The organism is Sphingomonas sp. CFBP9019, assembly GCF_034045155.1.
GTDB lineage: Bacteria > Pseudomonadota > Alphaproteobacteria > Sphingomonadales > Sphingomonadaceae > Sphingomonas > Sphingomonas aerolata.
Window position 1 is genome coordinate 687,912 of record NZ_JAXCWK010000003.1, and the last position, 12,484, is coordinate 700,395.

10 protein-coding genes and 1 pseudogene are annotated in these 12,484 nt (G+C 60.7%); 8 read left to right on the forward strand and 3 right to left on the reverse strand.

Features of this window, described 5'->3' with window-relative positions; genetic code table 11:
• Positions 1-321: 321 nt before the first annotated feature.
• From SOM18_RS11305 to SOM18_RS11315, 3 genes are all read left to right on the forward strand, one after another.
• Positions 322-2,124 (forward strand): terminase large subunit domain-containing protein, encoded by a 1,803-nt coding sequence (locus tag SOM18_RS11305; protein WP_320481686.1) that lies wholly within the window; start codon positions 322-324, stop codon positions 2,122-2,124.
• The gene (locus SOM18_RS11310; protein WP_320481687.1) at positions 2,124-3,161 is read left to right on the forward strand and encodes a phage portal protein; all 1,038 of its coding nucleotides are present in this window, start codon (positions 2,124-2,126) and stop codon (positions 3,159-3,161) included. Before SOM18_RS11305 ends, SOM18_RS11310 begins: the two co-directional genes overlap by 1 nt.
• Positions 3,162-3,309: 148 nt before the next feature.
• The gene (locus SOM18_RS11315) at positions 3,310-4,116 is read left to right on the forward strand and encodes a DNA adenine methylase (protein ID WP_320481688.1); all 807 of its coding nucleotides are present in this window, start codon (positions 3,310-3,312) and stop codon (positions 4,114-4,116) included.
• 102 nt (positions 4,117-4,218) lie between these two features.
• Here SOM18_RS11315 and SOM18_RS11320 read toward each other — a convergent pair whose 3' ends face one another.
• A complete protein-coding gene (locus SOM18_RS11320) occupies positions 4,219-4,839 on the reverse strand; it encodes a DJ-1/PfpI family protein (protein WP_320481689.1) in 621 nt (206 codons plus the stop codon).
• 564 nt (positions 4,840-5,403) lie between these two features.
• Here SOM18_RS11320 and SOM18_RS11325 point away from each other — a divergent pair.
• Entirely contained in the window at positions 5,404-5,802 is a 399-nt protein-coding gene (locus tag SOM18_RS11325; protein ID WP_320481690.1) for a VOC family protein, read from the forward strand.
• Positions 5,803-6,193: 391 nt separating this feature from the next.
• Here SOM18_RS11325 and SOM18_RS11330 read toward each other — a convergent pair whose 3' ends face one another.
• On the reverse strand, positions 6,194-6,721 hold the full coding sequence (locus tag SOM18_RS11330) for a hypothetical protein (RefSeq protein WP_320481691.1): 528 nt from the start codon (positions 6,719-6,721) through the stop codon (positions 6,194-6,196).
• 261 nt (positions 6,722-6,982) lie between these two features.
• On the opposite strand from SOM18_RS11330, the gene SOM18_RS11335 reads away from it, so the two are divergent.
• Complete coding sequence (locus tag SOM18_RS11335) at positions 6,983-7,663, forward strand: phytanoyl-CoA dioxygenase family protein (RefSeq protein WP_320481692.1); 681 nt, start codon at positions 6,983-6,985, stop codon at positions 7,661-7,663.
• 26 nt (positions 7,664-7,689) lie between these two features.
• Here the strand turns inward: SOM18_RS11335 and SOM18_RS11340 are convergent, their stop codons facing one another.
• A complete protein-coding gene (locus SOM18_RS11340) occupies positions 7,690-8,052 on the reverse strand; it encodes a hypothetical protein (RefSeq protein ID WP_320481693.1) in 363 nt (120 codons plus the stop codon).
• 154 nt (positions 8,053-8,206) lie between these two features.
• Here SOM18_RS11340 and SOM18_RS11345 point away from each other — a divergent pair, with 154 nt between their 5' ends.
• From SOM18_RS11345 to SOM18_RS11355, 3 genes and pseudogenes are all read left to right on the forward strand, one after another.
• Complete coding sequence (locus SOM18_RS11345) at positions 8,207-9,112, forward strand: tyrosine-type recombinase/integrase (protein WP_320481694.1); 906 nt, start codon at positions 8,207-8,209, stop codon at positions 9,110-9,112.
• A gap of 7 nt (positions 9,113-9,119) precedes the next feature.
• Positions 9,120-10,312, forward strand: a pseudogene (locus SOM18_RS11350) (IS91 family transposase).
• Positions 10,313-11,717: 1,405 nt separating this feature from the next.
• Positions 11,718-12,167: a hypothetical protein gene (locus SOM18_RS11355; RefSeq protein WP_320481695.1), complete on the forward strand. Its 450-nt coding sequence runs from the start codon at positions 11,718-11,720 to the stop codon at positions 12,165-12,167.
• Positions 12,168-12,484 lie beyond the last annotated feature (317 nt).

A 12,484-nucleotide genomic window follows, 5' to 3' on the forward strand; every position in this document is an offset into this window, starting at 1 on the left:
TTCGTGATGGATCGTCGAGTATCTGGCGAGCGTGCTTAGGCAGCTGAAACTTGCAAGCAGCACGGAGCGCTCGCGTCGGCGCCAACAAATCTGAAGATATTAGGCGGATAACAGCCGGGTTTTGGCCGCGGCGCGGCTTCTGAATCTACGACCGCTTCAAGTTATATAAGCTGTGCCGCATCCGAGACAAAAATGGAATGACCGTTTGGGCGCTTTCGAAGATGCTTAGGCGATGTCCTCAATTCAGTGATCTTGTAGAATGGCATTCTACAAGAACTATAGGGGGCGGCCGATACGGGGGCATGGCTAGGCTCGCCGACCATGTTGATCCTTGCCGACCCGCTTACCCTTCCCGTCGAAGAACGGGTGCGCCCGGCGCGCAGCCTGTACTGGCGCGGCTGGAGCCTCGCGCAGATCGCCGACGAGCTGGCGGTCAAATACGATACGGTAAAAAGCTGGGCGCGACGTCACGGCTGGGATGAGGCGCCGTCGATCCGCAAGCTGGAGGACTGCCTTGAGACGCGGCTGATGGTGCTGATCTGCAAGGAGAGGAAGACCGGCGCCGATTATACCGAGCTGGATGCGCTGCGCCGTCAGGTGGAGAGCCTGGCGAAGGTGCGCCGCTACGAGGCGCCCGGCGGGCATTCGGGCGATCTGAACGACAAGGTCGCCAACCGAAACGCCGGCGAGAAGAAGAAGGCGAAGAAGAACCACTTCACCGCCGATCAGGCGGCCGAGCTGAAGGCGATCTTCCTCGACCAGCTCTATGGCTATCAAGAGGCATGGTTCGCGGCGCTGACGTTCCGCACGCGGATGATTCTCAAATCACGGCAGATCGGCGCGACCTATTATTTCGCGTTCGAAGCGCTGATCGACGCGATCGAGACCGGCCGCAACCAGATCTTCCTGTCGGCGTCCAAGGCGCAGGCACACCAGTTCCGTAGCTACATCGTCAGCTTCGCCAAGCTGGTCGGCGTCAGCCTGGCCGGCGATCCGATGCTGATCACCAGCGAGCTGCGCCCGGCCGAAGAGGCCGCGGCCGAGCTGCATTTCCTCGGGACCAATTTCCGCACCGCGCAGGGACGCCACGGCAATTTCTATTTCGATGAGTTCTTCTGGGTCCACAGCTTCGAGGAGCTGAACAAGGTCGCCTCGGGCATGGCGACGCACAGGAAATGGCGGAAGACCTATTTCTCGACGCCGTCGACCATCGCGCATCCGGCCTATCCCTATTGGACCGGCGAGCGCCGCAACAAGCGGCGTCGCAAGGAAAACCGAGTCGAGATCGACGTCAGCCACGCCGCGCTGAAGGACGGTGCCCAAGGGCTCGACCGCGTGTGGCGGCATATCGTCAACATCCGCGACGCTGAGGCGGCCGGCTGTGACCTGTTCGATATCGAGGAGCTGGAGGACGAATATGCGCCCGACGAGTTCGCCAACCTGTTCCTGTGCAATTTCGTCGACGACAGCCTGTCGGCGTTCCGGTTCAACGACCTAGTCAAATGCGGCGTCGATACCGTCGAGGAATGGACCGATTATAACCCGGACGCCGAGCGCCCGTTCGGCACCGGCATCGTCTGGGCGAGCTATGATCCGCAGAACAGCGTCGACGGCGACAATGCCGCGCTGGTGATCGCCGCGCCGCCAGCCGAACAGGGCGCGCCGTTCCGGTTGCTCGAGAAGCACCAACTGCGCGGGCTCGATTTCGAGGAACAGGCGACCTTCATCAAGAGCGTGCTGTCGCGCTATAATTGCACCTTCCTCGCGATCGACGCGACCGGCGTCGGCGCCGGCGTCTATCAGCTGCTCGCCAAACCCGAGGCCGGGTTGCGCGGCGTCACCAAGGTCGAATATTCGCTCGAGGTGAAGGCGCAGATGATCATGAAGGCGCAGCACGTCATCGCGCGCGGCCGCATGCTGTTCGATGCCGGCTGGCTCGACGTCGTGTCGTCCTTCGTCTCGATCAAGAAGACGCTGACCACCTCGGGCCGCAACGTTACCTTCAAGGCGGGGCGCGGCGGTGACGAGGGTCATGCCGATCTCGCTTGGGCGACGATGCAGCTGCTCAACAACGAACCGCTCGACGGCAAGGAAAAGCCGAAGGCCACCATGGAGATCCTGTAATGGGCAAGGGACGCGCGCGCCGCATGGGCCGAACTGGTGCGATTGACATGGCGCATGCGCCGTCGACCGCGGTCGAGGCCTTCACCTTCGGCGATCCCGAACCGGTCAACAGCCGGCGCGAGGTGCTCGACCTGCTCCAGTGCTGGCATAACGGCCGCTGGTACGAACCGCCGATCAGCGTCGAGGGGCTGGCGCGGTCGTTCCGCGCGAGCCCGCATCACAGTTCGGCGATCTTGCTCAAACGCAACCTGCTGGTGCGGTCGTTCATGCCGACCGCCTGGTTGTCGCGCGCGACGTTCGAAAAGCTGGTGCAGGATTATCTGATCTTCGGCTTCGGCTTCGTCGAACAGCGGCGCAGTGTGCTGGGCGATCTGCTCCGGCTCGATCATGCGCTCGCCAAGTTCACGCGCCGCGGCGTCGAGGAAGGCCGCTATTTCTTCGCACCAGGCGGCGCGATCGAGACCGAGTTCCGGCCGAACAGCGTCATCCAGATCATGCAGCCCGACATCAACCAGGAGCTGTACGGGGTGCCGGAATATCTCTCGGCGCTGCAATCCGCGCTGCTGAACGAGGCGGCAACGCTGTTCCGCCGCAAATATTACCTCAACGGCAGCCATGCGGGCTTCATCCTGCACGCGACCGGAGAATTCTCCGATGGCGACGTGCAGGCGATCCGCACCGCGTTGAAGCAGTCGAAGGGGCCGGGCAATTTCAAGAACCTGTTCGTCCACCAGCCGGGCGGCAAGGATGGCGGGATCAAGATCCTGCCGATCGCGCAGGTCGGCGCCAATGACGAGTTTACCGGGATCAAGAACGCGACGCGCGACGACGTGCTCGCCGCGCACCGCGTGCCGCCTGCCCTGCTCGGCATCGTGCCCGCGCAAGGCTCCAGCCTTGGCAAGCCGAGCGAGGCGGTCGACATGTTCTTCGAGCTGGAGATCGAGCCGATCCAGGCACGGCTGCTCGACATGAACGCGCAGATCGGCGTCGAGGCGGTCGCCTTCGCGCCGCGTCAGGCGCACGCGGCCGCGCCATAATCCTACGTCCGGCATAGCCGGGCGGGGGATGCCGGGGTCCAGCCCGGCACACCGACGAGGAACTTCTCGCCACGACCAACGGCCATCGGCCGTCCCGCACCCGCGCGATCGGCGCGGGCGGGATCTCTACAAGGTGAGGAAATCCAACATGTACACCCTTAATTCCGTTCAGCCCGTCGCACCTGCCGCAGGCTATATCGGCGGCAAGCGCAATCTGGCGTCGCGCCTGGTCGCGATGATCGAGCGCGTCGACCATGACGGCTATGCTGAGCCGTTCGTCGGCATGGGCGGCATTTTCCTGCGGCGCCGATCGCGGCCGAAGGTCGAGGTCATCAACGACGTGTCGGGCGACGTCGCAACCTTCTTCCGCGTGCTGCAGCGGCACTATCCCTACATGATCGACATGCTGCGCTTCCGCGTCGCGTCGCGCGCCGAGTTCGAACGACTGAAAGCGACGCCGCCCGAAACGCTGACCGACCTCGAACGCGCCTGCCGCTTCCTCTACCTCCAGCGCCTGGCGTTCGGCGGCAAGGTCAACGGCCGGCACTTCGGCGTCGACAAGACGCAGGGCGCGCGGTTCAACGTGACCAAGCTGGAGCCGCTGCTGGCGGACATCCACGAGCGCCTCGCCGGCGTCGTGATCGAGCAGCTCGGCTATGCCGACTTCATCCGCCGCTATGACCGCGCCGGCATGCTGTTCTACCTCGATCCGCCCTATTGGGGGTGCGAGACCGATTATGGCCAGGACGTGTTCGGCCGTGCCGACTTCGACCAGCTCGCTGACCAGCTGGCTGGGATCAAGGGGCGCTTCATCCTGTCGATCAACGACACGCCCGGGGCGCGGGCGACGTTCGCGCGGTTTCATGTCGCGACGGCCGAGACGACGTATACGGTCGGGGCCGGCGCCGCGCAGCGCGCGGGCGAGCTAATCGTGTCGAGCAATGCCTTAGTCTGAACGTTGCGGGGCGGTGTTTGCACTGCCCCGCCGCTTCCGACCATAAATTGCCATTCCGACGCGGTGAACGGCACCGAGAAGGTGCCGGTTACCGCGTCGTTTTCAAGCGGCGATAGAGGCTGCCGGCGAGATAAAAGGCGCAACAACTCTCATGGCCTGTTCAACGTAAAGCGTCTTTTCGCCTACCGGTGCGACGTAGTGCATCGCTTCCTCGGCATCGCGCAGCGAAGCGCCACGGGCGATTATCCACGCCGCCAGGTATTGTGAGGCCATACAGCCTCCGGCCGTCGCGACGTTGCCGTGTGCGACAAAGGGAGCATCGATCACCTCGACGCCCGCCTCGATCACCCAGCGCTTGGTTGTCAGGTCGGTGCAGGCAGGAAGATCGCCAATCAAGCCCAGCTTTGCGAGCAAGAGGGTGCCCGAACACTGCGCGCCGATCAGCTGGCGGGACGGATCAAGGTTGATCCGGGACAGCAGGTCATTATCAGTCGCGATTTCGCGGCTCCTGATCCCGCTTCCAATTATCACGGCATCCGCTTCGGCAGCGAACTCCAACGGTTTCTGACGCTTGACCGTGACGCCGTTCATGGACGTAACGGAATCAGTCGGCGACGTGATGTGCGCGGTCCAGCCATGTGCCCTCATCCGATTCAGTATTCCTGCTGCGATAAAGGAGTCGAGCTCGTTGAACCCTTCGAATGTCAAAACCGCAATTTGCATGAACGCGTCCCCGGCGAATGTTCAAAGTCCGATGTAGCTGGAACCGTAGAAAAGGACACAGCAGGTATAAGCCACTTCTCGCTAAAGGCGGCCGGTCCGCTCCCTTACTCATCCCGAACGTTCGAGCCTATCGCGCCGAATGACCGCTAACGCCCAAACCCGGACCTTCAGGCTGGCGATCCGGGCGCCCAGTAACGGCCATTCGTTAAGCGCGATCTTTCCCGTTTCTCCGTCTCCGATTGGCCATTTCGGGAAAGAGCAATCGGGAACAGATTTTGGGCAAGCGAAACCCCTAGGCGTTCGTCAGCGCGATCGAGGCGGGAGGTTTCCGCCCGACGTTCGTCTTCGAGACAGCGTCGTCTCTTACACAAGTCTCCAAACGCGTTTAGTGCCGCAAAAGCCGAGACATACGATACGTCCGAAACTCAGCATATTCGCGACACGCCAATGTCGACTTCGCGCGGTCACGAGCATTTTAAAGGCTGGCGTGACTGCGGGTCACATGCCGGGTAGGTGAGATCGCTAATGGCGATCGGAAGTCGGTCAGCCTGCAGGAGAGTATGCATGCTTTTTCACACCATGGTCGGATCGAACGACATTGAACGGTCCAAGCGCTTCTACGACACGGTGCTCGGCACCTTGGGTGCAGGGGAAGGGACGCGGAACACCGCCGATAGCGGCCATACACGTCTGATCTATAATAATGGCAACGGGACCAACTTCATCGTAAGCCAGCCGATCAACGACGAACCGGCAAGCATTGCCAACGGCAGCACCGTCGCCTTTTCCTGCAACTCGCCCGAACAAGTGAAGCAGCTTCACGACACCGCCGTTGCCGCTGGCGGAACCTCGATCGAAGCGCCGCCCGGACCGCGCGAAACTGCCTCCATGGGCACCATCGAGCTGGCCTATTTTCGTGATCCCGACGGTAACAAACTGTGCGGAATTCATTTTCCAGCCTGATCCGTTCGGCGCGAGCCCCCTTCTGACCTTAGCGGAACTCGATCATGCGATCCCGCGAATGTCCGTTTTCCACCGAAGCGGACATTCCCATTACGGCATCCTTTTTGGGAAAGGCAACAGTGTCAGCCGACGTCCGCTAACGCCATCTGCCTTCCCAATAGCGGTCCGTCCGCTTTCCACCAGTTCTGGACGTTCCGGAGCCGATCGCATCGAATAACCGCTTTCGCCCAATTGTCGACATTCCTGGTTATGCTTAGGTGTCCGCAAAAGGCAAATGACCTGCATCCTGTTCGCAGCACTGGGCGTTTTTCCACCTCAACAGCAAACTGACCCGCCCCTGATTAATAAATTAGATGACAATTAGGAATGAATGCCATTGGAGGCTGTCTACTCAGAAGGCGCTTAAAGAGTCGGAGCTCTTTCGAATTTGTGCTGCCATGGAACTGGCAACCAGTTCGTCGATTAGTGCTTCACCGAATAAGAACAACGTCTTTACTGTGTCTGCCAGAAAATGGTACTGGTACGACACTTCTTCGGGCGTTGATGAGGAAAAGTCATAATCAGAGAGGTGATTTATTGCGTCCAGACAATTTCGCGCCCTCTGATAAAACATTACAATTTTAATAACTTTTTGAGGCTCCAAACGGCCAATATCAACAGCATTTTCTTCATATACTGTAAAATAAGATTGATCTGTTGACGTGGATGGGCGGGGAAATTTGCTGTTTTCAACACTTAATGAGACATCGCCTAGATGCTTTAGATGTTCTTCAAGCCCATTAATCCGGGACATCGCCATGATGCTTCTAATTTCTGCTGCCACAGCAATGCTTACCGATTTCTTGCGCTCTCGGATAGTTCCCCAAAAAGTCAAAATTGCAATCAAGACTGCGCCAAGCAGAGCCAACGGATCCTGCATCTCAATCCTTATTATTTATTAATGATTTTAGGACGAATTTGCAGCTTTGATAGCATTCCCGTCAAAACTTACGTTCACGCCCCAAGCCTTCACCATTAGCGATATAGCCGCCTCATTAACCTAAAAAGTTTTGATCCGATTTGGCAAGAGGCTTTCAGAATCTATTGGCGAATGGCCGCTTCCCTCTCGAACCGGCCATTCCACTAACGCCCAACAGCAGACATTGCGAAGGCCCACCGCTTAGGCTTAGCTGACGCCGTGATGATGCACGATCAGTCCCGCCTTACATTCTCTGATCACGGCGCGGAGCTATTTGCGGGCGCTTTAGCCGGCAGCTTGACCGATTTACGAGCGGCGCTTGCACACCTGCCGTCGGAGCAAGCCGGTATTCGCATCCGCGGCATTGAAGCCCTCCGTCCGTTTCTCGCCTGCGGTGGAGCAATCGGCTCGATCGCAGCGAATGTGCTGGGGCAAAGATGCCGCCCGGTGAGAGCAATCTTCTTCGACAAAACTGCCGAGACGAACTGGTCACTGGCTTGGCATCAAGACCGTACCATTTGCGTGCAGCGGCGGATTGATATGGATGGCTTTGGTCCTTGGACCATCAAGGGCGGCATGCAGCACGTCGCGCCGCCCTTTGATTTACTCACGCGCATGGTCACTTTGCGAGCCCACCTTGACGATGTTCCCGCGACCAATGCCCCGCTTCTAATTGCGCCCGGTTCGCATGCCGAAGGGCGTGTTCCTGTCGATGTCATCGAGCAAGTGGTAAGCAAATGCGGCACACGGGTCTGTACTGCTGATGCTGGCGACTTATGGCTCTATGCAACGCCAATCCTCCACGCTTCCGAAGCCGCGAGCCGTCCGGCGCATCGGCGCGTCCTCCAAATCGATTTTTCTGCTGACGAACTTCCTGGTGGCCTTGAATGGCTTGGCGTTTGACGCCCGCTCACGCCCCTAAGCGAACCCTAAGGTTGGTAGGGCCACCTCCAGATTGGGACATCCCTCGCGCCATGCAGCCTTTGCCACGAAAGCTCCGCCGCCGGATGGGTAAGAAAGAGAACGCCTAGGGCGATAACGATCGCCGGAACGAGTGCTTGCGCAACCAGCGCCTTACCACTTCGCATCTGCCAGGATCGAACCACACCTTCGAACACAATGCCGACCGCCGCTAACAGCAGCACGCAGCCAACCATTACTGATATCAAGAGGCCAAGCATCTCGAGAAAGTTCGCCGCCACAGGTGCCAGAAGCGCATTGGTAATCCACGCAAGGATCCAGCCACCGGTGAGGCGCAGGATCAGAGGTAATCTCATGAAGCTAGTGACCATATCGCAGATCTACAGGAAACGTCCGCATTCCACCAAAGCACGAAGCCGCTGCGCGGCAGTGGTGGTGGCGGTTGAGGTAGCGCAGCGGCGCTGAGGTTTGGTTCTGCGGCAGCGGCGGGAGACGATGGAGTTCCTTCAACGAGAGGAACTCCCCATGGCGACTCTACCCACCGAACAGTCCGTTACGCCGCTGCGCCAGCGGATGCTCGACGACATGGCGATGCGCTCAATGCGGTCGCGTACCCAGCACGACTATGTCCGCCACGTTCGCGCCTTCGCGGCGTTCCTGCGACGCTCGCCGGAGACCGCGACTGCCGAGGACGTACGGCGCTTCCAGCTTCACCAGCGCGAGCACGGTGTCGGAGAGGCCGTCATCGGCGCCACGGTATCGGCGCTGCGGTTCCTGTTTGGCGTGACGCTCGACCGGCCCGACCTGTCGCGCAGGCTGGTCCTCGCGCCTCGTCCCCGCAAGCTGCCCGACGTGCTGAGCGTCGAGGAGGTAGGGCGGCTGCTCGAGGCGGCACCGGGCATCAAGTACCGCGCCGCGCTGGGCGTCGCGTACGGCGCCGGATTGCGGGTGTCGGAGGTCGCACACCTCAGAGCCGACGACATCGACAGCAAGCGCATGCTGATCCGCATCGAGGAGGGCAAGGGCCGCAAGGACCGTAATGCGATGCTGTCGCCGCAACTTCTCGAACTGCTCCGGCTCTGGTGGCGCGAGGGCAAGCGGCGCAGCGTCCTGTTGCCGCACGGCTGGCTGTTTCCGGGGCGCAGCTACACCGATCCGATCTCGACCCGGCAACTCCACCGCGCCGTTCATGAGGCTGCTGACGCAGCCGGGATCCGCAAGCGTGTCAGCCCGCACACCCTGCGGCACAGTTTTGCCACCCACCTGCTCGAGCAGGACGTCGACATCCGCGTCATCCAGGTGCTGCTCGGGCACAGTAAGCTCGAAACGACCGCGCTCTATACCAAGGTCGCCACCCGCACGATCCATGCGGTGACGGGGCCACTCGACCGGTTGATGGCGCTGATGGAGGGCAAGCCACCCGCCGGGTGAGCGCGCGATGCGCACCTCGCTCGAGGTCGCCGACATCTTTCGTGCTGCCGGTCCTGCGTACCGGACTGCCCACGCCGGGCATCTGAGCGTCGACCAGCTCAAGGTCATGTCGGCCATCGAACATCGCCGCACCGCTGCGCTCGGCGGCCACACCGAGGCATGCACCGACTGCGGACACTGGCGGGTCGCCTACAACTCCTGTCGCAACCGGCATTGTCCCCGGTGCCAGGGGGCGGCCGCGCGCGCATGGCTTGCCGAGCGCGAGGCCGACCTGCTGCCGGTCGGTTATTTCCACGTCGTGTTCACGCTGCCGGCCCAGGTCGCCGACATCGCGTACCAGAACAAAGCTGCGCTCTACGGCCTGCTGTTCCAGGCGGCGTCCGACACGATGACGACCATCGCCGCTGACCCTAAGCATCTCGGCGCCCGCATCGGCATCACCGCGGTCCTTCATACCTGGGGGTCGGCGATGACCCACCACCCGCACATCCACATGATCGTACCCGGCGGCGGGCTGTCCCCGGACGGCAACCGCTGGGTGTCGTCACGCCCCGCGTTCCTGCTGCCGGTGCGTGTGCTCGGCAAGCTGTTCCGCCGCCTGTTCCTGACCCGGCTGATGGCGCTGTACGAGGCGGGACGGCTCGGCTTCTTCGGCAGTCTTGCGCACTCGCCGACCGCCGCGCCTTCCTGCGACACCTGTCCCCGGTCCGCAAAAAGACCTGTGTCGTCTATGCCAAACCGCCGTTCGCGGGACCGCAGGCGGTGCTCGCCTATCTGTCGCGCTACACCCACCGGGTCGCCATCTCGAAAAGCCGCCTCGTCCGCTTCGACGAGACCGGGGTGACATTACGCTACAAGAATTACCGCAACGATGTCGCCGACCGGCAGCAGCTGATGACGCTGGCCGCTGACGAGTTCATCCGGCGCCTCCTGATCCACGTTCTCCCGAAGGGCTTCCACCGCATCCGCCATTACGGCCTGCTCGCTGGCGCCACCCGCAAGGCTCACCTCGAACACGCCCGCCAACTGCTCGGTGTCGCCCCGCCCGTAACCGCTGCCGCGCCCGCCGAACCCGAGGATGCCCGCCCTCCATGCCCATGCTGCGGGGGACGCATGGTCGTCATCGAAACCTTCGAACGATGGCGCCAGCCCCGCGCACCGCCGTATGACACCAACCCAACCGGGACCACAGCGTCATGACCCGGCATGGCTCACCTGCATTCCGCCGCGCGGCCTGTGCGCTTCCGGCGATGGTGACGCTCACGCCGAAGATGCCGCTCCGCGTGCTGACCAACATCTCACGCCCCTGTCCCAACCCAAATTCAAGCGGGAACCCGCGCCTGACGACGTCGTTTCGGCCCAACAGTACACACCCATTCGGCCGTTGGATGCGCCTCAAACCGACGCGAAAACCGAAAAACCCATAGGTCAGCACCCGAGGCCCGCGGCTTCCTGCTTTGGAGGATATCGTACACCTGCCGGTGCCCGATTTCCTTCACAGTTGTCGCCGCTTGACGGGTCGTGCAGCATACCCAAGACCGGTCATTCGTTCATAGGCGCTATGATAGTGCTGACGGATAGAGGAATTTCAGTGTGCCACTGCTCTGGCTTATAGGCCTCCAGGCTGCGGCAACCTGGAGGCCTCCCGCTCAGGCAGCATGGGCAGGAGAAAAGCCCCCTATCGAGGTCCGCTTGCATGCGGCTACCTTGTCCATGCGCGGCGATGCGCCCATCGAAGTCGACCTTATCGCAAAGGACAATAACTTTGCCGTATCGCCGTTTCTGCAACCCACACGGGGCATTGCGTTTGAAGTCATCTCGGAAGACGGGCAACCAGTCGCGCCTGCCGAACCAATGGCAGGCTCACCGCCCCCGCCTCCTCTTAAGATAGAGGAGCTGATCGCCATATCAGTAACATCGCCTTACCGCATCTTTACTCACGAAAGCGCAAGAACGACTTTCCCTGGAGCAGGCCGATACAAAGTGAGAGCCCGGGTATTCCTCTTCAACTTCCCGTCCAAGCCAGTCCGCTATGCCCAATTAGTATCGGATACAGTCACGGTGAACGTCACGAAGTAGAACACAACCGTGCCGCTCGCGACGGCGGCATTTGCTAGAGGGCGTCTGAAAAGCCGCCCGTCCGCTGTCCACCAATCCCGGTTATTCCGCTTACGCCTAATTGCGGACGTGGCCGGCGTATGACATGTTCTTGCAAGAACGGGAGCTGTTGATGTCGAGTTGGACCACGCGGCTGAAAAATCGGATGCATCCACGACTCCGAATGTTCTTCGCGAGGCTGTTTCTGCTAGGTGTCACTTGGCTTGCCGTGACCGGTGCGATCGAGATGATCCGAGGCAGCGCTGCCTTCAGCCCGTTAGTCCTGACTGGCTTGGTTTTAGGATGCGCGTCAGCTGCTATCTTCAAACCTATTCCGCTCGAATACCGTCAGCCTGCGGAATAGGCCGCTCGTAAGGTAACGTCGGCAATCCACCATGCCGGATATCCGTGATAAAATCGCAGGTTTCGCATCAAGCCCTTCGGGGTATAGCATTTGAGCGGGCTCCATGCGGTTACCGGGGCAACTCCGATCGCCCAAGGACAAACCATGCGAATCTGGCACATTGCTCTTATTATAGGGCTGGCGGGGCAATCCGCTATTGGTGGGGCACAGGCGAGGCAGGCTGCGCCAGCTCCAAGCACGAGGCAATTAACGGGACTCAGCCCTCAAGATGCAGTTAGTCTTATTGCCAAGTTGGAGGAGGCTCAACGTAACTTAGAAGCCGGTAAGTTTGAGTCTTTTGAATTACTCGCGGGATCGATTGCCTCCTATGATGAGGCCAAGGTTTCACCGCTCGACGTCTTTTTGAAGGTGCCGTTCAAGAGCGTGTGGAGTGTCGAAAGGGTGCGCAGCGACAACGAGCTATGGCAGCCATATCGGCTCGCCTACGCACCTGACGGGCTTGGAAAACGCTACTGGGAAATAGAGGTAGTGCTAGGGATTGATGGTGATATTCAACGCGTATCAATGACGAATAAGCCGCCTGCTCCGTTCTAATCTTCGCGCCCGCGGTCATATCGCTCAGTGTAGAACACTCGGGGTTTTGCCGACTACTGCGGAGCGGGAGGCCGCAACCGAGTTTCCATGGCTTCGGGCCAGCGACGTCATGGACGGCAGCTGAGCACCAAGTTCGGACGTTCCGGGGCCGGTCGCATCGAATGACCGCTGACGCCCACGAAACGCCGCCAGAAAGCGTGAGCGTTTACACGATCGCGGCGAGAGGGCGCTTAGCGTCGCAAAAGGTGGGACATACGCAACGTCCGAAACTTAGAAGTTTTGCATCATACGCAAAATGGCCGAATTACAAGCGCTTC

Excerpts from the sequence above, each read along its gene's own strand:
- SOM18_RS11355 (WP_320481695.1), top strand. The coding sequence starts at position 11,718 with ATGCGAATCTGGCACATTGCTCTTATTATAGGGCTGGCGGGGCAATCC.
- SOM18_RS11320 (WP_320481689.1), bottom strand. The coding sequence starts at position 4,839 with ATGCAAATTGCGGTTTTGACATTCGAAGGGTTCAACGAGCTCGACTCC.
- SOM18_RS11315 (WP_320481688.1), top strand. The coding sequence starts at position 3,310 with ATGTACACCCTTAATTCCGTTCAGCCCGTCGCACCTGCCGCAGGCTAT.
- SOM18_RS11325 (WP_320481690.1), top strand. The coding sequence starts at position 5,404 with ATGCTTTTTCACACCATGGTCGGATCGAACGACATTGAACGGTCCAAG.
- SOM18_RS11310 (WP_320481687.1), top strand. The coding sequence starts at position 2,124 with ATGGGCAAGGGACGCGCGCGCCGCATGGGCCGAACTGGTGCGATTGAC.
- SOM18_RS11345 (WP_320481694.1), top strand. The coding sequence starts at position 8,207 with ATGGCGACTCTACCCACCGAACAGTCCGTTACGCCGCTGCGCCAGCGG.
- SOM18_RS11330 (WP_320481691.1), bottom strand. The coding sequence starts at position 6,721 with ATGCAGGATCCGTTGGCTCTGCTTGGCGCAGTCTTGATTGCAATTTTG.
- SOM18_RS11335 (WP_320481692.1), top strand. The coding sequence starts at position 6,983 with ATGATGCACGATCAGTCCCGCCTTACATTCTCTGATCACGGCGCGGAG.
- SOM18_RS11305 (WP_320481686.1), top strand. The coding sequence starts at position 322 with ATGTTGATCCTTGCCGACCCGCTTACCCTTCCCGTCGAAGAACGGGTG.
- SOM18_RS11340 (WP_320481693.1), bottom strand. The coding sequence starts at position 8,052 with ATGGTCACTAGCTTCATGAGATTACCTCTGATCCTGCGCCTCACCGGT.